At 36.2% G+C, this 22,999-nt stretch carries 21 protein-coding genes and 2 pseudogenes; 14 read left to right on the top strand and 9 right to left on the bottom strand.

Features of this window, described 5'->3' with window-relative positions; genetic code table 11:
• Positions 1-2: 2 nt before the first annotated feature.
• The gene (locus ACSVDH_RS16250) at positions 3-674 is read left to right on the top strand and encodes a GNAT family N-acetyltransferase (RefSeq protein WP_439251307.1); all 672 of its coding nucleotides are present in this window, start codon (positions 3-5) and stop codon (positions 672-674) included.
• Positions 675-829: 155 nt separating this feature from the next.
• Here the strand turns inward: ACSVDH_RS16250 and ACSVDH_RS16245 are convergent, their stop codons facing one another.
• Positions 830-952 carry a zinc-binding dehydrogenase gene (locus tag ACSVDH_RS16245; RefSeq protein WP_439251306.1) on the bottom strand — a complete coding sequence of 41 codons (123 nt, stop codon included), beginning with the start codon at positions 950-952 and terminating at the stop codon, positions 830-832.
• A 74-nt stretch (positions 953-1,026) separates the two neighbouring features.
• Here ACSVDH_RS16245 and ACSVDH_RS16240 point away from each other — a divergent pair.
• Positions 1,027-1,113: pseudogene (locus ACSVDH_RS16240) on the top strand (aldo/keto reductase); the annotation flags it as partial.
• A gap of 42 nt (positions 1,114-1,155) precedes the next feature.
• Here the strand turns inward: ACSVDH_RS16240 and ACSVDH_RS16235 are convergent.
• A complete protein-coding gene (locus ACSVDH_RS16235) occupies positions 1,156-2,376 on the bottom strand; it encodes a sugar efflux transporter (RefSeq protein WP_439251305.1) in 1,221 nt (406 codons plus the stop codon).
• A gap of 808 nt (positions 2,377-3,184) precedes the next feature.
• Between ACSVDH_RS16235 and ACSVDH_RS16230 the strand changes: the two are divergent.
• Positions 3,185-3,579 (top strand): annotated as a pseudogene (locus tag ACSVDH_RS16230) (cupin domain-containing protein).
• A 282-nt stretch (positions 3,580-3,861) separates the two neighbouring features.
• Here the strand turns inward: ACSVDH_RS16230 and ACSVDH_RS16225 are convergent.
• Positions 3,862-4,335: a hypothetical protein gene (locus tag ACSVDH_RS16225; RefSeq protein ID WP_439251304.1), complete on the bottom strand. Its 474-nt coding sequence runs from the start codon at positions 4,333-4,335 to the stop codon at positions 3,862-3,864.
• Between the two features lie 118 nt (positions 4,336-4,453).
• On the opposite strand from ACSVDH_RS16225, the gene ACSVDH_RS16220 reads away from it, so the two are divergent.
• The 7 genes from ACSVDH_RS16220 to ACSVDH_RS16190 all read left to right on the top strand — a co-directional run bounded on the left by ACSVDH_RS16220 (position 4,454) and on the right by ACSVDH_RS16190 (position 8,993).
• Positions 4,454-5,065 carry a CGNR zinc finger domain-containing protein gene (locus ACSVDH_RS16220; RefSeq protein ID WP_439251302.1) on the top strand — a complete coding sequence of 204 codons (612 nt, stop codon included), beginning with the start codon at positions 4,454-4,456 and terminating at the stop codon, positions 5,063-5,065.
• Positions 5,066-5,580: 515 nt separating this feature from the next.
• Positions 5,581-5,718, top strand: a complete 138-nt coding sequence (locus ACSVDH_RS16215; RefSeq protein WP_439251301.1) for a hypothetical protein — start codon at positions 5,581-5,583, stop codon at positions 5,716-5,718.
• Between the two features lie 387 nt (positions 5,719-6,105).
• The gene (gene spxA / locus ACSVDH_RS16210; protein ID WP_299095269.1) at positions 6,106-6,501 is read left to right on the top strand and encodes a transcriptional regulator SpxA; all 396 of its coding nucleotides are present in this window, start codon (positions 6,106-6,108) and stop codon (positions 6,499-6,501) included.
• Positions 6,502-6,560: 59 nt separating this feature from the next.
• A complete protein-coding gene (locus ACSVDH_RS16205) occupies positions 6,561-6,695 on the top strand; it encodes a BA3454 family stress response protein (RefSeq protein WP_299095267.1) in 135 nt (44 codons plus the stop codon).
• 210 nt (positions 6,696-6,905) lie between these two features.
• Positions 6,906-7,316: an RrF2 family transcriptional regulator gene (locus ACSVDH_RS16200; RefSeq protein WP_299095265.1), complete on the top strand. Its 411-nt coding sequence runs from the start codon at positions 6,906-6,908 to the stop codon at positions 7,314-7,316.
• 165 nt (positions 7,317-7,481) lie between these two features.
• Positions 7,482-7,820 carry an IDEAL domain-containing protein gene (locus tag ACSVDH_RS16195; protein ID WP_518616645.1) on the top strand — a complete coding sequence of 113 codons (339 nt, stop codon included), beginning with the start codon at positions 7,482-7,484 and terminating at the stop codon, positions 7,818-7,820.
• 465 nt (positions 7,821-8,285) lie between these two features.
• On the top strand, positions 8,286-8,993 hold the full coding sequence (locus tag ACSVDH_RS16190) for a DNA alkylation repair protein (RefSeq protein WP_439251299.1): 708 nt from the start codon (positions 8,286-8,288) through the stop codon (positions 8,991-8,993).
• A gap of 384 nt (positions 8,994-9,377) precedes the next feature.
• On the opposite strand, the gene ppsA is transcribed toward ACSVDH_RS16190, so the two are convergent.
• From ppsA to ACSVDH_RS16170, 4 genes are all read right to left on the bottom strand, one after another.
• Positions 9,378-11,978, bottom strand: coding sequence for a phosphoenolpyruvate synthase (gene ppsA / locus ACSVDH_RS16185; RefSeq protein ID WP_439251298.1), 2,601 nt, complete (start codon positions 11,976-11,978; stop codon positions 9,378-9,380).
• A 1,326-nt stretch (positions 11,979-13,304) separates the two neighbouring features.
• On the bottom strand, positions 13,305-14,816 hold the full coding sequence (locus tag ACSVDH_RS16180) for a DHA2 family efflux MFS transporter permease subunit (RefSeq protein ID WP_439251297.1): 1,512 nt from the start codon (positions 14,814-14,816) through the stop codon (positions 13,305-13,307).
• 30 nt (positions 14,817-14,846) lie between these two features.
• Entirely contained in the window at positions 14,847-14,990 is a 144-nt protein-coding gene (locus tag ACSVDH_RS16175) for a hypothetical protein (protein WP_439251296.1), read from the bottom strand.
• Positions 14,990-15,610 (bottom strand): TetR/AcrR family transcriptional regulator, encoded by a 621-nt coding sequence (locus ACSVDH_RS16170; RefSeq protein ID WP_439251295.1) that lies wholly within the window; start codon positions 15,608-15,610, stop codon positions 14,990-14,992. Before ACSVDH_RS16170 ends, ACSVDH_RS16175 begins: the two co-directional genes overlap by 1 nt.
• A gap of 245 nt (positions 15,611-15,855) precedes the next feature.
• Here ACSVDH_RS16170 and ACSVDH_RS16165 point away from each other — a divergent pair, with 245 nt between their 5' ends.
• Positions 15,856-16,416, top strand: coding sequence for an HD domain-containing protein (locus ACSVDH_RS16165; protein ID WP_439251293.1), 561 nt, complete (start codon positions 15,856-15,858; stop codon positions 16,414-16,416).
• Between the two features lie 319 nt (positions 16,417-16,735).
• On the top strand, positions 16,736-17,869 hold the full coding sequence (gene solA, locus ACSVDH_RS16160) for an N-methyl-L-tryptophan oxidase (RefSeq protein WP_439251292.1): 1,134 nt from the start codon (positions 16,736-16,738) through the stop codon (positions 17,867-17,869).
• 553 nt (positions 17,870-18,422) lie between these two features.
• Here solA and ACSVDH_RS16155 read toward each other — a convergent pair.
• Positions 18,423-19,445: a DUF3231 family protein gene (locus ACSVDH_RS16155; protein ID WP_439251291.1), complete on the bottom strand. Its 1,023-nt coding sequence runs from the start codon at positions 19,443-19,445 to the stop codon at positions 18,423-18,425.
• A gap of 259 nt (positions 19,446-19,704) precedes the next feature.
• On the opposite strand from ACSVDH_RS16155, the gene ACSVDH_RS16150 reads away from it, so the two are divergent.
• Together ACSVDH_RS16150 and ACSVDH_RS16145 are read left to right on the top strand one after the other, a co-directional pair.
• Positions 19,705-20,145 (top strand): cell wall hydrolase, encoded by a 441-nt coding sequence (locus ACSVDH_RS16150; RefSeq protein ID WP_299094570.1) that lies wholly within the window; start codon positions 19,705-19,707, stop codon positions 20,143-20,145.
• A gap of 301 nt (positions 20,146-20,446) precedes the next feature.
• Complete coding sequence (locus ACSVDH_RS16145; RefSeq protein WP_439251290.1) at positions 20,447-21,553, top strand: GerAB/ArcD/ProY family transporter; 1,107 nt, start codon at positions 20,447-20,449, stop codon at positions 21,551-21,553.
• A gap of 467 nt (positions 21,554-22,020) precedes the next feature.
• On the opposite strand, the gene ACSVDH_RS16140 is transcribed toward ACSVDH_RS16145, so the two are convergent.
• Positions 22,021-22,875, bottom strand: a complete 855-nt coding sequence (locus ACSVDH_RS16140) for a sugar phosphate isomerase/epimerase family protein (protein ID WP_439251288.1) — start codon at positions 22,873-22,875, stop codon at positions 22,021-22,023.
• Between the last annotated feature and the right edge of the window lie 124 nt (positions 22,876-22,999).

Genomic DNA, 22,999 nt, shown 5'->3' with positions numbered 1-22,999 from the left:
GCATGGAATTTGTAAGAATAACAAATATAAAAGATCCATTATTTAAACAAATGCATCAATTAATGCAAGATGTTTTCCCGAAGGAAGAAGTTTTAGAGTTTGAACTTTGGAAAGAACCATTAGAGGACCCGGGTATTCGTGTCTTTGTTGCTGTACGTAACGGGAAGGTAGTAGGGGCAACGGAGTATCGTTATTATGAGGATTTTAATGTGGCGATGACAGACTTTACGATTATCGGAGAAGCTGGACTTGGGGTAGGACCATTTTTAGCAGAAAATAGATTAGCAGACTTACAGGAATTAGCTGCGGCTAATGGCAAAGACTTATTTGGGATGTTTGCTGAAATTTATAATCCATATCTAGTTGAGCATCATAATTTTGGCGGAATTAAACCGATGGACCCGTATGTGCGACGTGAAGTGTTATCACATCTTGGCTATAAGCGCATTGATTTTGATTATGTTCATCCTTCATGGGACAATGATGGCACAGCAGTAACCGGTCTGGATCTTTGCTTCCTGCCAATGGAAAAAGGAACAAAGGAACTGCCAACAAAACTAGTTGTTGAATTTTTAACAAGATACTACTCTGTACTTCCTAATAAACCAGATTCCTGGTATTCAATGGTTCGAGATCTAGAATCAAAGAGCAGGATTGCTTTATTGCCTTTGTAAATAGATCCCTAGTCACAATCTATATTTAGACAATATCTCAATTGTATAAGGCACATTTTTAGATAAGTAAAAAATTGTGCCTTTTTTATATTTTCTTATAAAAAGATATCCATAATGAGAAGGTCCATATATTCTATTTTTCTCCCTTAAAAATTTCACATCCTAATGACTTTCGTGTGTCCTTCCTCAAAATATCGGAGTGCATCTGAAACTTCTTCTAGTGTATAACATCGATCAATGACAGGTTTTACTTTATCCGCTTCAATAAGTTCTTTCATAAAGTACAGATGCTGACCGGGCTAAAACTGGTCTACCTCTCAAAAGAACGAGATTACCATAATTTAACGAAGCTGCTCTCGCGAGATCACTGGAAAGACTGTAATTGGATTATTTGGATTTATATTTAATTCATCAGTCATATGACGATGTCTATGGTTCGTGTTAATAGTCCTTAGCAGCCGTAAATTTATTTTATGATAATCTATACGGATCGAGATTGTTCTGTAGGTACTTTCATTTCCTTAGAGTGGCTTGTTCTCCATAAGATAAAGAATGAGAAACTCACAACTACTAGACACACCCAATAAACTTGACGAAACCCTACAAATTGAGCAATGCTCCCCCCGCCAAGAGTTCCCACTAACCTTCCAATAATGGTGGCATTATAATATATGGTTGTTGCAAGCCCTGGTGTATTAGGTAGAAGTTCATTAAAATAACTTAGACCATTGCCCATTACAATAGCCACAAACGATGCCTGCATAAGCTGTGCTACAATAATCTGCCAGGAATGGGTCGAGATACTTAAAATAGTGTAATAAATAACAGCGATAGAACAGCCATAAATGATCAGGGTATGGTTTGAGATTTTTTTACCAAGGGCACCTAGGACAAGCATAATCGGAATTTCCAAACCAGCACAAATACTAACCACCAAGCCGATATCCCTATACGAGCCCTGTAGCTCATTAACAATAAATAAAGGCGTGATTATCAAGTTAATGGCATTGACCATAAACAGAAAGATAAATGCGATGAACGGGTGTAGGATCTGCCTGCTTTTAAGTGAAAAGGCTTCTAATCTTTTGTTATTCTCGTTACTTTTTTTGAGCACTTTTCGTTGCTGTAGAAAAAAGAATATAAGTAATGCAACTGTAAGATAAATAAACACTGCCCCGAGAAAGAGTCCCTTGTATCCAGAAGCTTCCAAAATAAGTGTCCCTACTAATGGTCCTACTAGGAAACCGAGAGATATTAGTGAACGTAATGTAGACATAGCAAAAGTCTTGTCATCGGATTTGCTTTCATTTGCTGATTCCTGTGCGTAAGCGTAGATTTGCGGTATGGCTGGTGCAGCTAAACCATTAAAAAGGCTTACGACAATTAGCAGAATAAAGAAGTTATCAATCACTATATACGAAGCAAACCCTAAAGCAGCTGAAATAGTAGCAATAATAATAATCCATTTTCGATCAAAACCGTTATCTGAACGTTTAGCAATGAGTAAGTTCACCACAACACCGCTTATTGAACTTACCGCCATTAAAACACCAAAGGCTCCCACGCTCATTCCAAACTCTTCCGTTAAATAAAGAGGCAGATATGGTGATGTAATAGAAATACCGATCCCGACCAGAAGCAAACAAATAACCAATAGGATATATCCCTTGATTGAAAACAGATTTTTTAGCCGTGTATACAAGTTTTAAAACCCCCTTAGATCTAATTACATTATTAATCTTCTAAAAATATAGATTAATAATTGCATTGCAACTCTTCGTCAGTCCCAAATGTTAATAAACTTTGGTAGTGTCGAAGAAAGATGTGTCGTTTTAATTAAAAGTTTATTCATTGCACTCATTATGCTACAAGTGATAAAGCGACCGTTATCCCATTCATCTCAAATGATTGCCTAATCCTCTCACATCATTTATGTAAACGACGTTTATACTGTGCTACCCAAGTCTTTAAGCTTCAAAGTAACACCAAAGAGATTCGCTGTATCTTTAAAAGAACTAGTAATCTTCATTTAGTCCACTACTGATATATAATACGGAAGGAGCAATTTAATTGAATAAAAACGCAATATAATTTTCAATGAAGGCTAGACTATTTAGAGGATCATTTAAATGTGATTCTCTTTTTTTTGCTTGATAAGCTCATTTGATTAACTCATTTTTTCCTCTATTAAATTAATACAAATATGGATTTGACTTAGAGTTAACTCTAAGTATTATGATTGCCACATAAGTTGGACAAGCCTTTACATAGAATATGATTCAGAATAGATAAAGGGTGGCGAAAATGGATGAAGTATCGCATGTGAGCTAGCAAAGATTATCGGTGTGAGCGAGCATACTTTGAGATAAAAGAAGGATTAGTGGTACCAGAACGAGGGAGTAACAATATTCGGTATTATTTCAGAAGAAAATAAGTTATGGGCAGAGTTCATCTTGCACATGAAAGAAACCGGAATGATCTTAAAAAGTAAAAGAAAGCAGGAGATAAATATGGAAAATGAACAATTAAGCAATAGCACAATCTTTCCATTGGGAGAAAAAGTTAAAGCAAACTTTATCGGAGATGCATACTTACAAATGGTGTTTACCGATGAGACGCCACTCAATGCAACAATCGGGAATGTAACCTTTGCTCCAGGTGCTCGTAATAACTGGCACTCTCATAAAGTTGGACAAGTTTTATTGATTACCGACGGTGAAGGGTGGTATCAAGAAGAAGGAAACCAGCAAAGTTACTCAAAATGGGGGATGTGGTGAATATTCCGCCGAATGTAAAACATTGGCATGGTGCGACAAAAGACAGTTGGTTTGTGCATTTAGCAATGACACCGGGTGAAACGGTTTGGTTAGAACCTGTTGATGATGAATGGTATAAAAAAATATAAATGATAAAAATGACTAATGTTGAAAAAGTAAAACGATTCTCTATTATTTGGCTGGGGTTAAAACTATAAATAATAGGTCAACCAGTTTAAATTAATCAAGATCTAAATCATAAAAAGTCATAAAAAATAAGGAGTAAAACATATTAGTCATGTATAATATGTTTCACTTCATTTACTTTTTGTTCCACAATCACACCCTATTCTGGAAGATTGATATTAATTCAGGATAATAACTCGAATGAAGAAAATCTCCAAGGTATATTTTCCTTAGAGATTTTTTGCTTATGTTTGGTTTGGAACCTTGATGGCTTTGATCATTTGTCTTATGGAACCGAGATGGTAGGCAGAGTGAGCGATTGCTCCTAAAATTCCATTTGATGTCTGTTCATCTAAGGAGTCGAGTGAATCAATAGTTTTGAGAAGTGTTTGATACTCTTGTTGAAGTTTATCATTATATTGCGCCCAAGTGATTTTTTCAACTGATGTGATTTTCCAGGATGCTTCCCAATCCTTTTCAGGTACGTCACCTTGTAGATAGGAGTTTGCAACCCATAAATAATAACGGGTATGATCCGTCTGTGCAGCGATTGACGTCCCATGAACTGAAATCGAGGCTTCTTCTGACGATAATTGCTTGAGCGTCCCAAACAAACCACTACCAGGCTTTGCTTCTGTGTACCAGCTGGCATTTTCTACCGGTCCCTCAAATGTTTCCTTCAACAACGTCTTCACAGCTTTCAACATCGGATTGTTCATCACTTTCCCTCCCCAATCATAATTAACCATCAAAACAACTTTAGATGGTTATATTGTAATCGGGTTGTTTCTAACTGTCAATATGTATTATGATGGTTATAGAAAAGGAGTTTTTATAATGTCAGAATCCAACACATATATGATGGTCGGTGAGCGCTTATGCATGAATTTCATCAACACGGTCAGTTGGCGGGAAAGCACAGAGAAACGAAGTGATCGGTTTACGAGTTATGCCAAATTAGTGGACTGGAGCATTCATGCAGACGTTTTAACAGAGCGACAAGCACAAAAATTGATCATAATATCTGAGGAGAAACCCGCTGAATCAGCACACGTTCTCGATCGGGCGATCGAGTTGCGTGAAGTGATGTACCGGATCTTTCGTACCATTTCAATAAAGCAGAAGCCTCCGCAGGAAGAGATCGAGCTGTTCAATGTGTTCGTGCGTCAATATTATCAATTGCTACAGCTATCCCAAGAAAAAGATCATTTTTTATTGGAGTTCAAGTGCTCCAAAAACCCATTGGAGGGTATGTTGCCACCAATTCTGCAGTCAGCAGTCGACCTTCTCGTTTCTAAAAGTGATCTGAAACGGGTGAAACGATGCGAGGGGGATCTTTGTGGTTGGCTGTTCTACGATACGAGCCGGAACCGAAGCCGCCGCTGGTGTTCAATGGCGGATTGCGGCAACCGTGCCAAAGCACGACGCTTCTATCAAAAAGAAAAGTGACCGATATTGCTCACTTTCTCTGCTTATAGGTGTTGTTTAATTTTCAGAAAAACGATTTATGTGGTGTTTTAAAATACCTCTTTAGGAAATTCCTTGGGATAATGCTTTTCACAAAGTCGATATTCGGCTGGATCGGAATCAACGGACAATCGGTTCCGAACAGGAACTTTTTGTAGTTGTCATATTTAAAGAAGATCCTTTCATTTCTAAAGATTAATTGATTTAATTTTTTTTAAATGGCTAACAGGAATTAACTAGTTCAATCAGATTTCAAACCTTGCCCCAAAGTTTAGCAACTGTCCTGCGAATTATTTGAAACTGAAATATATGATAAATAAATAAAATATTAATAAAAACAGAAGAAAAATAGAAAAAAATAAAGAAAATTATATATTTATGCGTTTTCATTAATGTTGTTCCCGTTTTCAAGGAGAATGTTTTCGTTTTCAGTGACTTTGCCTGGACTATTTCAAACGTGTCATAATTAAGAAAATAAATGATAAGGGGATAAACAGATGGCAAAAATGATTACATTTATCGCTGGTGAAAACAAAATGGAAAAAATAGCTGCATACTTCGCTAACTTAAAGGAGAATTACGTGAAAGCGATGGATAGTTATGGAAATGCGATCATAAAAGTAAAAACAAAGTAAAAGGAAGGGTCTAATGAAAATCTATAATCAATATCAAACCGATCCACTAACCGGTTCTCAAAAATAAAAAGAGAATCGGTTTTTTGTTTTTGCACCAAATTGTTAAGACTTAGTTTCCTCCTCCTTATCTTGAAATGACTCTCTTATCTTGGAAAAGCTCCAAACTGCTAAAGGCTGGAAATCTATAGGCATCATTTATACCAAAGCATTACAGTTGACTTAATGAACTGTAAAAATTAAAATTACAGTATAGTTATGTAAATGAATGGGGTGGGATAGATCAGATAATATTTTTTGAAGCTAAACTGTAAGGTTTTTTTATTACACTTTATTACCCAATGTTGAAGCAGGAGGGTATATAAATATGATATAGGAGTGTGTAAACGTATGGTGACTCTATATACGACACCAAGCTGTACCTCATGCCGAAAAGCAAAAGCTTGGCTTGAGGAACATCAAATTGATTATATTGAAAGAAACATCTTGTCTAATCCCTTGACAATTGATGAGATTAAATCGATTCTTCGCCTGACAGAAGATGGGACGACCGAAATTATTTCAACTAATTCAAAATCGTTTCAGGAATTAAATGTAAATATTGAATCTCTTTCCCTTAATGAATTCTATAAATTAATAATGGAAGATCCCAAAATGCTGCGTCGGCCGATTATCCAGGACGAAAAAAGATTACAGGTTGGATATAACGAGGAAGAAATTCGCAGATTTCTGCCACGTAAACTTCGTACAATTTTAACCATTGAATTGGAAAAAGCGGCAAATTAATGTGTATATGTTCATACAATAGTTATCCTGATTATTAATTTGGAAGGAGGAAGATTGAGATGATCGAAGTATTCATTACAGTTAATTATAAAGATAGATCTTATCAAACAAATGTCATTGTAAATAAAAATATGACATTGGAAAATATTAACCGTTTGGCAGAAGAACAAGTCAAGAAACAATGGAATCTTTAATTGTCTAGCCAAATGATTTAACTTTAGATTTAATTGTTGCAATGATTGTTTATAATTCTGGTATTCATTCGTTTATTATATTTTAATGTTTGACAAGATAATCTGTAATAATTAAGATTACAGTGTATTAATAAATAGTAATAAAGACGCAGATATTTGTTTTCAAACCAGTAGGATAATTAGCAGTTTTTATTTCATAGGAGGCAGGACATGAATAGTGATTTTACACTTGCCATTCACAGTTTAACTTTTCTGGCACTGCAGCCAGACCGAATGTCAACAAGTGATGCCATTTCGGAGAGTGCTGGCGTCCACCCGGTACGCATTCGTAAAGTGTTGAGTTTGTTAAAAAAACATGGATTTATCCATTCAAAAGAAGGTACTGGCGGGGGATTTATTTTTGCTCTAGATCTTAGTGAAGTAAATCTCTGGGATATTTATAAGATAACCTCTGAAGGTGCTTTGCAACCTAGATGTCCTGAATCGAATGAACGATGCATTGTCGGCGCGAATATGCAAAATGTTCTATTTAACATATTCTTAGGTGCTGAAGAACATTTGGGTGAATATTTAAAGGACTATACAATGAAAGAAGTTGTCGATCTTATCAATCAAGGATAATGAATGGCCGGAATGATAAATGGCGACAGAATTCTTTTTCATTTAAATGTAATAAAAATAATTACAGTTAGGCTGATTTCTGTAACTTAAAAAGTGAAGAAGTTTGAAATTGTTCTATAATCAATAGACTTTCTTTAGAACAATAAATCATGTAAGAAGGTGAAAATGTTGAAGTCCAATAATAATCAAATTTTAAAAACAGGTGATTGGGTTAAGGGAAAATCACTGGATAGTGAATTAATAGTTGGTTATATTGAATCACTTGATATCCCAAAAGGAGTAGTTAAGGTAACTGTTGTTACAAGTGACAATAAGGAAACGATTGGAAAAACAATATCATTTTTAACTAAACAGGTTAAGAGACTGCCTGATTCTAAAGTGACTAACAAGGAACAACTTTTATTTCTAATAGACTTGGCACTATCAACAGGGGATGAAGAATGGTTTATTGAGCTTTCATCTAAGTTAAAGGCAATGAAACAGCTTGTTAATGGAAAATGTTAAACCTTATAGATTAAGTAGGCAGCAAAAATCATTTTGGCGAAAACCGATAAGAACTTAAATTATATGAAGATAAGGACTTCGTGAAATGTACAAAAACATTTTAACTATTAGGGAGTAAACTATAGATCATAAGTTAAGAGAAATGAGGAAGAATATATAGGTTAGAATGACCAATAGTCGAAATTTTTACGCCAATCTAAACCCTAAATGAAATGTCATACATTGATCTAATAAAAGGAATTGGTAGTAGCTTCATTCTACATTCTCTATTCTTATAAGTGTATATGTATATATTTTATCATTGCCGTTATTATAGGAAGGTTATACCGAAACAAAAAAGTGTGATGTATTTTCTATTACTCGTACAAAAAGAGGAACTGTCTTTTGTATGTGCAATGATTGATATAGAATATAAGATAGATTGCTACAATGAAATAGAGATGGTATAGGAAGGAAGTGCAAACAATGGAATTCGAAGTAGTTATGCGGGAACTGGCAGCGCTTGGTAAGGAACGTATGAAAAAGACATATTTAAGAAATGGTGCACATGAGCCGCTATTTGGGGTGGCTACAGGCGCAATGAAGCCACTCGCAAAGAAAATCAAGAAAAATCAACCTTTAGCCGAGCAGCTATACGCCACTGGGAACTACGATGCCATGTATTTTGCCGGCATCATTGCGGACCCGATGATCATGACCGAGGAGGATTTTGAGCGTTGGATGGATGCGGCGTATTTTTATATGTTGTCTGATTATGTGGTTGCAGTAACTTTAGCTGAAACCGATATTGCGCAAGCCGTAGCCGATAAATGGATCAAAAGCGGGGAAGAACTTAGAATGTCAGCAGGTTGGAGTTGTTATTGCTGGCTATTGGGTAATCGCCCGGACAGCGAATTTAGTGAAGTTAAGATTGCGAGTATGCTTGATTTGGTAGAAAATACGATTCACGATTCTCCTGATCGTACGAAATCCGCTATGAATAATTTTATTTACACAGTCGGGATTTCCTATTTACCTCTCCATGAAAAGGCGGTTGAAACCGCAAAGGCAGTAGGACCAGTCGAAATCAAGCGGGACAAGAAAAAAAGTAGTATTCTGCTTGCTTCCGAAAATATCCAAAAGGAAATAAATAGAGGGAAGCTTGGTTTCAAACGCAAATATGTCAGATGTTAGCATCGTTTGAGTCAGCTTTACGTACGTAAGACCTTTGTAAATATAAAGGGAAAAATGAGGGTCCTGATACGGAAGGTTATCTGTCCAATTGCTTCAAAAAGTTTCGTAGTTTCCTAAACGATTACAAAAAACCAGCTAGTATGATGAAAAAATATTAGCTGGTTTATGCAATGAATATCCAATTGCCAAAAGTACACATTTTTCACTCAAGAAAAGCGACCATTAACAGAAGACTCAATTTCAAGATATTCTTAATAGACATTAATATTGATCTTTCAGTTGCTGTCCCCTTATACAGGTTCTTATCATAGACCGCAAGGCACAATGAAGTCAATAATTCTCCTAATTCGAATGCTTATTCTTTTATGATTTAAATGTAATGAATTATAAAATTTCGATATATCCTTCTGTACCATGCACGCGAATACGTTGCCCATCTTTTATCAGTTTCGTAGCATTCTCCACTCCGACAACTGCTGGTAAGCCATATTCACGTGCGATAACTGCTCCATGGGTCATCAATCCACCAACTTCGGTGACCAGGCCTTTTATGGATACAAACAATGGTGTCCAGCTAGGATCGGTAAAGGAGGTGACCAATATATCTCCATCTTCTAGATCAGCATCTTCCATGTTTAAAATGACACGTGCGCGTCCCTCGATAACTCCAGAAGAAACAGACAGCCCAACAATCGCTTCGGCGGGGAGATCTTCTCGTTTGTACTCACCTGAGAGTGTTTCACCATCAGACGTGATAACACGTGGTGGAGTTAGTTTTTCATATAATTTATACTCGTCTTTTCGTTTGCTGATGATCTGGTAATCCAGTTTATTTGTGCGTATGACCTCGTGAAGTTCTTCAAAAGTGAGATAGAATATATCTTCTTTTTCTCGTATTACGTTGGCTTGTACAAGCTGTTCGGCTTCTTTCATCAAAGCCTGCTTATAAACGAAATAGCGATTAACCATGCCGTATTTTGGATATTCCCTAAACCCGATGAAATTCCGGATTAGGTCAATCATTCGTTTTGTTTCTTTTGCCTTTTGTTCACCATCCGGTAATCGTTTCAATCGGTCTAATAACTCTTGTTCTTTTTCCAAAGCTTCTTGTCGTCCTTGCTCAAATTTCCTATGGCTAGCATTAGGCTCAAAGTTTTTAATATTATTGAGAATCATAGGGACAAGAGTAATAGGCTTTTCACTCCAACGAGTTCTCGTGATATCGATTTCTCCGGCACATCGCATTCCGTATTTGTTGAGAAATGCATTGATAGCGTTTCTAGCTTCCTGTCCACCATCAAAATTAACTAATTCATCCAAAAAGTTATCATCTTTTATATGTTGTAAATAATCAATTACTTCTGGATAAGGACGAATCACATCTGCGACATCCAATAGTGCTAGACCCATTTCTGAAGTAATATTATTCGGTACAGATTGAGAAAGCGTGTCCGCCGCGTTTTTTTCACCTAACCACTCGTTCATTTTTTCATTGATCCATGATGAAGCATTTATAGCAGCCATAAATACAGCTGAACTTTGTGGGTCAAATAAAATCTTCTTTAATTCCTGTATATCTTCTAGAATAAAATCAAATAAATCCGAGCGTCTTTTCGTTTGAATGTTTTGTTTTAACTCTTTTATGGATGATCGGCTGCGATTAATCAAATCAGAAACGATTGATGGATTGTTTTCAATTTGTTCCAACATAACTGTATTGCCTTTGCTTGAACTCGGTGCTTTAACATCATTTGGTAACGATTTTATAAAATCTCCACGCTCAATAATGTTCATAAGTGCGTCTTTCATGAGCGGATCGTGTTGGCCCATAGCATTTAATAAAATGTTCCTACTGACAGGTGAAGCCAGTTGATGTGTAACATCAACAAACAACCTACCGCCAGCTTTGCGCATGGGGGCAGGAGTCGTTAACAGCCAAAAAGATAATCCCAATGGCTTCATGGCGTCAGTCATCATTTGTTGATGGCCGACAGATAAGTAAACGTGATTTTCTTCATCATTCGCTTTAGGGATGGGGTATAAAGTAGTGATTGGACGACTCTGAACAATATAAAATGTATCATCAACTAAACACCATTCGATGTCCTGCGGGAATCCAAAATGAGCTTCGATCTGTCTTCCTATACGTGCTAGTTGTAAAATCTGTTGATCAGTAAGTGTTTCTGTCTTTTGCTGATCCGGATCGATCTGTCGTGTCTCTGTTCCGCCTTCTTTTCGTCCATAGATAGCCAATTTTTTGATTGCTATCCTCTTATCGACGATTTCCCCATCCCTTACTTTATAACAATCTGCAGATACCAAGCCAGAGACTAGTGCCTCTCCAAGTCCAAAACTGGCATCAATTGATAGCACCTTTCGGTTAGAAGTAATTGGATCAGCGGTAAATAAAATTCCTGAAGCCTGTGGGAAAACCATCCTTTGAACGATAACGGATAAATAAATTTGTTTGTGGTCAAATCCATTTTGCATACGGTAAATCACGGCACGATCCGTAAATAGGGAAGCCCAACATTTGCTGATATGGTGCAAGATGGCTTCTTTTCCGATGATATTTAAATAGGTGTCTTGCTGACCAGCGAAAGAAGCATGTGGTAAGTCTTCAGCAGTTGCACTAGAACGCACTGCATAAGGATGTTCATCACCAAACTGGGAAAGATGGTGAGCAACTGCGTACGCAACATCGGAAGGAATCTCTGCTTCCATAATGATTTGTCGAATCTTCCTGCTGATTTCACCAATTTGATCTCGATCCTCTACTTTTAGCAGTATTAGTTGATCCAACAATGCGTGGAACACTTCGTTTTGTTCGAGGACTTTTTGATAGGCTTCTGTCGTAATACAAAATCCTTCGGGCACTTGTATTCCACGAATCTTCGATAGTTCCCCTAAATTCAACCCTTTTCCTCCGACAAGCAAAAGTTGCGCTTTTTCGATCTCCCGAATCTCCAGTACATATGGTTTCATTTCTTTCCCTCCATTTAGCCCTCAAATACTAAGACGAAACATATGACAAAAATTCTTTATCTGATCAACCAATTACACTGTTCACTCGTACCTGTTTCTGACGAAGTTCCATGTTCATATCAAATCCTCCTTATAAAAAATAAAAATAGGGGGTTGACTGAATAGGATTTTATGACGTATAATTAAAATAGGGATACTATATACAAAAACCCATATTCAGTTTGTATCTATATAAATTTACCACAGCTTCTCATTTTTATCAATGTATTTATCGCTATGATGGTTCATAATTATTGCAAATGAAAAGGAAGTAAACCTTATTTTATAAAATAAATGACTCACAAAAAATGATATTTAAAAATACGTTTATATAGTGGTAGTAAGGAAATTCCACTATTAAAAGCCCAATTTCTTAAATTGAGAAATTGGGCTTTTTCCGTTACTCTATTAAAACGTTCCTGAACAATTTAGCCTGATTGCTGAGAAAATAAAAGAAAACTCCTGATCAAAAACAAATATATTTGATAAACGTATAATTTTTGGTTATAAAACCCTTATTCACTCATAATCAAAAAAAGAGTGGTATCTTCTTTCAGGGAATACTGCTATCGCAATATATATTCTAGTAAAAAACGTTGATAAAAAAATGTTTTTTCATTTAGTTTAAGAAAGTAGATGTTGATTATACATGGGCGAAATCTTTCTTTTATTGGTGGATAAAGTCGGTTTATGCGCTTGCCCAGGAAATTGAGATGGAAATCGAAGGTTTTCTTCATTCATTTTAATGGGGGAGACATTACGATATTGCGAAGGGGAGTCATCGTATTGAATTTCTGATAAAGGGATACGCTGGAAAGTGTTTAAAAAACCGAAAATCACCTACTTTACAGTCCAATAAAATCAAAAAATTTGGCCTAGCAAAGAAAGAAGTGTAGGAGAAACAATGGTTCAAGTAATAAATTTAAACAAACGTTTAATTAAATACCTATGGAGGGGATCGTTCGAGCTTTTTGATTTCTTTATTTTATAGAAGGAAAAAGTCGATTCATTGCTGGAATCGACTTTTATAAAAAGGTAAGAAAGTATAAAATTTTGTACTTAGTTTTAGTGTCTAGCTCCAGCGCCTAGCCCCGAAGTACAGGACGTGCAAGTGCAGTCAATGCGACAGGACGTCGCGTTTTTGACTGCCTCTAGGGTCTAGCCACTCATGAATTGAAGGCAAAGAACGCCTTCTATTCATGAGCGTCTTATTTGCCCTAGGCTGATCAAGGCGCTTGCGCTTTTCTTAATGAGTATATAATATCATTCTAATTTAAGTTCGTTTGATTAAACCGTCTCAGCCTTCATCTGCTTATTCCCTTGCTGATTCAACTTCCTCACCGCTTCTTTACTTGTATCAACACGCTTCACAAAGAGAGCTAAAAGGAGAGCTAAAATATTAATCCCTAATGCAACATAGAAAGAATATTGGATACCAGCTAATAATGCTTTCTGTGTTAACAACGCTTGAGCAGCTGTTGTCATCGTTGTTGGATCAACACCGGTCATCAGGCTTTCAGCTTCTGTTTTTGTTACAGAGTTCATAATTGTCACAAGGACCGCTGTGCCGATTGAGCCAGAAACTTGCTGGGCAGTATTGTTAACCGCTGTACCATGTGGATTTAATCGTGTTGGTAATTGATTTAAACCGTTTGTCATAATCGGCATCATCACCATTGACATCCCGAACATGCGCAATGTGTAAACAAGTATTATATAGGTGTGACTAGAATCAATTTGTAGGTGTGCTAACATGTAAGTTGACACGGCGGTAATTGCAAGACCTATTACAGCAAGGATACGCGGACCAAATTTATCAAATAGTTTACCTGTAATTGGCGACATCAGTCCCATTATAATCGCACCAGGCAGCATCATTAGCCCTGAATCAAGCGGTGAAATGCCTCTGACATTTTGCACATACGCCGGTGTTAAGATCATCCCGGAGAACATCGCGACCGCATTGACAATGGCGATCACAGAACCAAGCGCAAACATCGGGTACTTATAAACACGTAAATCTAATAATGGTTCCTCCATTTTAAATTGACGATAGATGAAGGCGAATAAAGCAATCGCTCCTACAATAAGAGTCGTTAAGACGATGGCATCAGTCCAGCCATCTGAGCTTGCCGCACTGAATCCATATAGCAAACCGCCAAAACCGATTGAAGATAAGACAACTGATACGTAATCAAGCTTTGCATTTTTGTTTTGCTCCATGACGTTTTCAAGCTTCCAAATCGATAATAATAGGGTAATAACAGCTAATGGTAATATCATTTCGAACAGTAAACGCCAGTCATAATGCTCGACAATATAACCTGATAATGTCGGTCCAATGGCAGGGGCGGTAATCATGACTAGACCGAAAACCCCCATAGCTGCACCACGTTTTTCACGCGGGAAGCTGACAAGCATAATATTCATCAATAACGGTCCCATAACGGAAGAACCTGCTGCCTGGATCATACGCCCGGTAAGCAAGACACCAAAGTTTGGGGCAAATGCTGCTAACGCAGTACCTAATGTGAAAATGACCATCGATGTTATATATAAGCTGCGGTTCGAAAACCGTGTTAATAAAAAGGCAGATGCTGGAATTAACACACCGCTGACAAGCATATAACCAGTCGCAAGCCACTGGATTGTTGAATAATTTTTAATATCTAAATCGACCATCATCGAAGGCAGTGCCACATTTAAAAGCGAGTTATTTAAAAAAGAGACAAACGCTCCGACAAATAAAATCGCAATCATTAAATAGGGCGGTTTCTTTTGTTGTAAATCTGTTTCCATCTATCTATCCCCTTATTCTATAAGATTTCATCAAGGATTACTCATGCATTCTTTATTCGACTTGTTTGGGAAGTCAGGTCGTTTACATAATTGTGCATGGATTCCTTGTTTCCTAAGTCTTTCAACAAACTTTTTCAAATCAATCGATTTTTTTGTTCCACCAAGTGTTTTCATTAGTGCTCTTCCTTTTGAAGCCCTCTTTTTAGCAGTTCCATTTGATCCATATAATTTCGCAAAGCTTCTTCATTCGTTGAATCCTTTACGAACACCTGAATCAGATTTTGAAAGGTAACAGCACTGAGAATTTTTATAGCTTGATGAAGTTCTCGCTCATCTTTAATATTCAATTTTTCACGATTAATTAAGTTAATCATACTCAAATACTGATTTTTCTGATTCTCCTGGTAAATACTTTTTGCTAATGTTTTTTCCTGCTTATAGTTCATATTTAAATAGACATTTTTAAAAAAGTTTTTGTGTTCAGCTTCTCTGTGTCTCTGAACCATAAATTTGAAAATTCCAGTAAACGTCTCAAATAAATCACCTTCTTTCTCCTTCAAAGTGGATATAAACCGCTCATGATTTTTTTGGGCTAGTTGGTCTAATAGATAAAAGAACAAATCCTCTTTGTCCTCAAAATATTGATAAAAACTGCCTCTAGGAATTCCCGCATGTTTGATAATATTGGCAATCGATGCTTCATGTAATGGCACCCTAGAAAATTCTTCTTTTGCAGATTGGATTAAGAGGTCCTGTTTGTCTTTAGGTAAGTGAAAAAACGTTTGTTTAGGCATAATGACTCTCCTTCATATAAAAGTGACACCGTGTCATAATCAAGCACAAACAAATTATATATGACACAGTGTCATAAGTCAAGATGAAAAATGACAGTGTGTCATAACAATTCCTTATGAAGTAAAATGCATGAAAATATACAAAAATGGAAGTAGAAGAGGGTAAAATGAAAGATGAAACAGCATATTGGTTCATACAGGCAGTGAAAACAGCTAAGAATAGGCAATAAACGAGGAGGAAATTCATGAGGATAATCGAACAAGCGATAAACTACGCAGCAGCAGCACATGATGGGCAAAAGAGAAAAGCAACAAACATTCCATATATGACACATCCATTTGCTGTCGGCATGCTCCTGCAAAAAGAGCGGTGTTCAGATGATGTCATCGCAGCCGGCATTTTACATGATACAATTGAAGACACTTCTGTTACATACGAGGATTTAGAAAAGACATTTGGCATGAGAATTGCAAACCTTGTCCTTGCGGCAACTGAGCCTGACAAAAGCTTGCCTTGGGAGCAAAGAAAACAGCATACGATCGAAGCATTGAAACATGCTGATTTAGATGAAATCAAAATCATTACTGCAGATAAATTACATAATTTGCGAAGCATTCATGCAGATCTTACTGCACAGGGAGAGAAAATCTGGGAACGTTTCAGCCGCGGAAAACGTGAACAACATTGGTATTATGCAAGCATTGTTAAGGCAATATCAAAATATCGTAACGACTTCCCGCTAATTGGTGAGCTTGAAAAAGAAGTGGAGGCGGTATTTGAATTGGGGATGAAGGACAAAACATAGGTAAACTCTGATGAAAGTGTCCTTCATTCAAGGGATGAAAGACAAAGCACAAGTAAACTCCGACGAAAGTGTCCTTCATACAGCTGATAAAAGATAAAGTACAAGTTACAATAGGTCGAGAGGCTTTTTTTACATACGATCCATTATTGACTTAGTCCTTTATTCAACAATAATCCTAGTTTGTAGAAGCATTCTAAACAAGTGGTAGGGGTTTATACTTTTACTTAAATTTTTCAGAAAATGATTTATGTAAATTGAGGATCAATTATAATGTAATGAATAAATAAGTAACTGGGATTATTTTTGGAGGTTAACTGGTATGAACTATGATGTAATTATTATTGGTGCAGGTTCAATGGGAATGGCAGCAGGTTATTTTTTGTCCAAGAGCGGAAAGAAAACCTTATTAGTAGATTCCTGTAACCCGCCACATAACAAAGGAAGTCATCACGGAGAAACAAGAATCATTCGATATGCATATGCTGAAGGGGAGGAATATGTTCCATTCATTCTTAAAGCACAAGAATTATGGAATGACTTAGAACAGGCTACTGGAAAGCAATTATTTATTCAAACAGGAGTACTTAGTGTTGGGAAGGAAGAATCCAGCTTTATGCAAAATATTATCTCTAGTGCAAAAAAGTATTCGTTGCCACTAGAAGTTCATAATACAAACGAAATTCATCATCGATGGTCTGGAATGACGTTACCTATCGATTTTATGGGCTGCTTTGAACCAACGTCGGGAGTACTAAAATGTGAGGATAGTATTACAGCATACCAAGAACTTGCTGAATTGCACGGCGCTACGATCCTGTCAAATAGCAGGGTAAAGGAAATTTCCATTCTAAATGATCGAGTAACAATCAAGACAGACGAAAAGACCTTTTACTCGGATGCGTTGGTTGTTTCGGCAGGAGCATGGTCAGGAAACCTGCTTTCGATGTTGGATTTGGATCTACCTCTCACACCAGTGAGAAAGACTTTTGCTTGGTTTGATGCTAATGAGGCATTGTACCATCATACCCGTTTTCCTGCCTTTGCATTTGCGACACCTCAAGGACTTTATTATGGCTTTCCGAGTATTGATGGTGCAGGTTTGAAGGTTGGTCGTCATGATGGTGGAGATCGAATAAATCCAGACGAATCAATGATAGATTTTGATGAAAGAGCAGAGGATGAAGGTGATTTGGTGCAATTTTTGAATCAATATATCCCTAATGTCGGCCATTTAAAGTATGGTAAAACCTGTATGTATACCCTTACCCCTGATGAGAAATTCATCATTGATTTACATCCTAAGTATTCCAACGTTGCAATTGCAGGAGGATTCTCAGGACATGGATTCAAATTTAGCAGTGCAGTTGGACAAGCCTTAAGTAACCTAATTATTTCAGGTAAGAATGACATCGATCTTTCTCCGTTTTCCATCAATCGATTTAAAAGGGAGTAGCATGTTGGGATCATGAAGATTTATATGCTAAAGCATAATTTTAGAGGGATAAAAAAGGGAACTCAATTCTATTTGATTGCTGAATCTGAATTTATCGGTGTCAAAGATTTTGTTTTACGAACGAAAGACTTAGCTATCAGGATATCCATTAATGAAAGGGAATTACATCACCATTTTACTTTATTAAAATAAGGGTGTAAAAAGAATTTGGTGGTCTCCATAGAACACCCCACTCTTCGGCAATCATTTAATAGATATGAGGTTGCTTATAGTTGGTAAACTAAGGATTTTTAATAAGAAAATCATAAATGAAAAATGCATTTTACGGTATTCCACGTTTAAGCTGCCAAATGAGGCAGCTTTCTTTTTTGGAGGGTTTTGTTTAATTATATTCACCTATATCCTAAAACCTCATATACATAAAATGAACTTTGTTATTGACCGCCATATGAAAAAATCCCTTCATGATTAGCTGTTTGCCTTCCTATATAATACAATCGTTCAGCTTTATTCCAAATTAGCAGGGGAGGAAGATCAATCTGTAAAAAAGTAGTCATTTTTTTGTACTTTGTGCCAGGGCTATTCTGTTAATCGCTTCCGGTTGTTTTTCTAACCATTCATGTTTAACCATAATTTTGTAACAAAATGTACCTGCCTCCATTGCATGAGTAAAGACTTTATAGTAGTTTAAAATAATATCCGATCTTAAACTGGAGCCTAATGCAGCACCATAGTATGAAAGAGCCGCATTTACTAAAAACGCCGCGTGAAACATCATCAATTTATCTGAAAATGGACTTACAACAGAATCTGTAATTTCAGCATCCCACTTCTCAGGAATCGGTAAATGATCTTGTTGCAGGATAGCGTCGAAGCTTTCGGCATCTTTGCCTGCTAATTTAATGTTTTTCAACATAAAATCTCGAACATCTTCATGTTTTGTCACTTGACTAAAAGCCAAACTTAATGATTTAACAAACCCGGTTTTCTTTGAATTAAAGAACAGAGTGCTAATTTCAGAACTATTAAGCGGTCTTTTGTCTCCAATTAAGTTAGAGATGATTCCAGTAGAGTCGATATGCTCTACTTCACTAGGTGAAGGGATGTTAGGGACACTAGAAAACTTTGGTTGACTTTTAGCCAATTCCACGATTTTTTGGAATAATTCTTTAGTTGTTGCCGTACAGTCAAAAAAATAATCTTGAATGTCTTGTCGTTCAGAATTTGTTATCGCTAAGCTATAAGCAGTTAATCCATGTATTGTCATAATATAGGAGTAAAAAAGTAAAAATTCGTCAGAAAACAGACGAGGAGCAGCAAGGTTGACATCATTTTCTGTAAATCCGATTGGAACATGGAAATTTGCACTTTTTAAGAATTCTGTGATTCTCGAGATATGGCTTTCAGCTAACTGTAATGAAAATTCTACTATTTGTTTTATGTCTTTGTCTTCAACGATATTAAGGAAATACCTGTACATGCATAATGCCATACTATCACCCATATACTGAAGCCAAAGAGCGGAAACTTCCGCAGTTGTTAAGGTGTTTCCTTTTGTTTTCCCAAAAATCCCCAAACCAAATACCCTCCAATGTGTTCGTTCGTTATTTTAACAATATTTTGTGATATTTGTTATGAAGTATACAGATAAATTGAAGAAACATTCTGCTATGTAACCAATCTGCAATCGCTGCTGGTTTATATGTAATGGCTAAGGAAGAATATTGAATAGAGGTGTAAAACAGAAGTTTTTATCTTACTAAAAGGAATGCTTATTTAATAAACAATGACATCAATGTGGACTTTTGTTCATACTATATTTTTGGGGTGAAAAAATGGCGAGAGTAAATTACCGGGATTCGGACGTTGCCTTAATGGCAAGGATGATGAGAGCAGAAGCCGAAGGTGAAGGAAAACTGGGAATGTTATATGTTGGAAATGTTATTGTTAATCGTGCTGTAGCAAATTGTTTAGACTTTAAAGACTTAAGAACGATTCGACAAGTCATTTTTCAAGTACAAGGAGGAAATTTTTCGTTTGAAGCTGTTCAAAAAGGAAATGTATTTTATCAAAGAGCAAGAGAAGCTGAAAAAAGATTAGCAAGACAGAATTTGGAGTTTTGGAGACAACATCCAGGAAAATTTGCTCTTTGGTATTTTAATCCATATGCTCCATGCCCTCCAACATGGTACGATCAACCATTTGCCGGTCAATTTAAAAATCATTGTTATTATGAACCAAAAGCTGGAACTTGTGCTAGTGTTTATTCAGGATAAGCTTACTCTTAGAGTAAGCTTTTTGCGTATTTTCAGAATATTTAATCCACATACACTGCTATGAAAATAAATTTCTCAAGCCTTTTTTGAATGGAACAGGTCAGTAATGAAAAATAGTAAAAAAGAAGTGATCATCTTTAATTACCCCTTTCAATTTCAATACAAGACCAGACTGGAGTTAGTAGCATTAGTATATATACGCATAACGCGTTCTCCTCTGGAAAAAATAATATAAGTCATAGAATTCCAGTTCACTTCACGTTTTTAAAAAACAGAGGTTTTTTCCTTTAGGGAGACAGTTATGAAACAACAAAAAATAAGTGGTCTTCAGCTCTTTTATGTCATAGTGGGATTCGAACTTGGATCCGCGATTATTCTTGGAATAGGGTCAGGAGCAAAGCAGGATGCATGGTTAGCGATTTTGATTAGTATGGTTTTTGGTCTGATTCTAATGTGGGTTTTTACACAATTATCACTTTATTATCCCAATGATACATTCATATCAATGCTACCAAAAATTATTGGAAAATACCTTTCTTATCCAATTATTTTGATTTATATTTTTTACTTTATTTTTTTAGCAGCAACGGTTTGTCGTGATTTCGGAGATTTAATTTCTTCTACAATGTTAGTTGAAACTCCAACAGTAGTTGTAATCGTAAGCTTTATGTGGTTAATAATCTATTGTTTGCGTGGTGGTGTTGAGGCATTTGTAAGAATGGGAGAAATGGTATTCCCAATATACTTTATATCATTGATAGTTCTTTGGATGTTATTATTAAGTGTGGAGGATTTTAATCTAAATAACCTTACCCCTATAATGGGCAATGGTTTTAAGCCAATTTTGAAAGAGGTTTACCCTGGTATTATAAACTTTCCTTTTGGAGAAATGATTATCATTATGATGTTTACTCCATATGTAAATAACAAGCAAATAATTAGAAAGGCAGGCATGGCTGTCATTTTAGTTGGTGGATTAATCCTTACATTGAATTCAATTTTGATTTTGTCTGTATTAGGTCCGGAAATTTATGCTGATAATTTTTTTCCTTTTCTTACAGCTACTCAAATGGTTTCTATTGCCGACTTCCTTGAACGATTTGATGCATTGGTTATTTTAATGATGGTATCTGGGGTATTTTTTAAAGTTGGGGGTTGTACATTTGCTGCTGCTGTGGCAATCTCCCAATTAGGTAAGTTACATCATACTAAATCGGTACTACTAGGATTAGGGACCATTATTCCTCCATTATCATTAATATTTGCAACAAATTTTGTTGAATATTTGAATTTTGCATATGGTTATCTTATCCCTTATTTTTTTGTGCCGTTACAAATCATTGTGCCAATAATCCTGCTTTGTATTGCAATTATCCGTAAAAAATTAAACCTTGGTAATTCTGCCTGAAGTCATTTAGTATTAAATTCTTTAGTGGTATTAATTGGTAAAAAGTCTTAGTAAACATATGCAATTTTAATCTATTAGAAAAAAATAAAGGTATTGGCAGAGCTATTCTATTTATCGGAAAGAAAAAACGAGCACATTATTTTTAATAGAAAAGTGAAAGATTTATTGAGTAATCTTAAACAGAATGGTCTTTTTAAACTTATACGGTAACTGATCAAGCGGTAAAAGTTCAGCTAGAAAATGAACGGGAAGAAATTTTTAAGAGGGCACAATCCATGGATCAAAAGTTTGCTGAACTTCTTCTGCAACTTGTCAGTATTAAGGCATGGTTATTGGCTAGATAAGACAGCGGTCTAATTTTTATAAAACAGAAGTATACCCACTCGTTTTATCGGAGAATCCCGCAACAAGGACTCGTCAATGCGGACAAGTCTTTGTTAACTTCTTTATATGTCTAATTACGTTTTCTACCTTGAGCAAGCTCTAGATACAAGTTGGTGCACATAATCCATTGACAAAACAGAGCCTTCTGACGGTTCCTCAGCACCTTCAAATTCCACAACAAACCAGCCGGAATAATGGTTGCGAATTAATCCATCAATAATCGTTGCTAACTCTACTTCACCGTCTCCAGGAATTTTACCAAGGAATAATTTTCCGGATAACGCTTGATACGTATTGCTGTCTTGCCTAACTTCAGAATGCATAAAATCCTTAACATGTACATGTTGGATATATTCCTTTAACTCTAGTAAAGCCTCACTTGGATTCTGGTCAACAAGCAGGAAATTGCCTGTGTCAAACGTGCTTTTTAGCATTGGTGAACCTATTTTATTGATGATATCTATGACTTGATCACTTCTTCCAGCAAATAAACCATGGTTTTCAATGCATAGATAAACGCCTTTTTCCTCGGCGTATTTGCAGCATTCAGAAAGTCCTTTCAAAACAAATTTGATCCCTTTCTCATAGGTAATGGACCCATCAGAAGGGAGATCTCCAGCGAAAACCCTTACAATATTAGTTCCAAAATGAGTCGCCATATCAATGGCATCCGTAACCTCTTTGATTTGCTCCTTGAATGTCTTCGGATCTGCTGTCACAAAATTATTGCAAGCCGCATAACTGGATACAGTTAATTGATTTCGATTAAGAGCTTCTTCGACTAAAGGCAATTCCTTCTTTTGATCCTGCCAAAAAATACTTAATAGTTCAACACCTTCCGCTTTTGTCGTTCCGGCAAAATCAATAAAATCGGTGATCGTCCATTTTCCATCAAACCAATATAGGTGAACACTCCACATGCTTAGGGAAATTTTCATTTAAAACACTCCTTATATTTAATAGGGATGCTAATAACTAGATTACTATGATGAGAAGCTCATTTCTATACATATAGAAATAAATGTTAAAAAGGTAAAAAACGAAATAGCTAGAATAATCAAT

The organism is Metabacillus sp. Hm71 (genome assembly GCF_051842955.2).
Taxonomy (GTDB): domain Bacteria; phylum Bacillota; class Bacilli; order Bacillales; family Bacillaceae; genus Metabacillus.
This window is presented reverse-complemented; position numbering and strand designations above follow the sequence as displayed.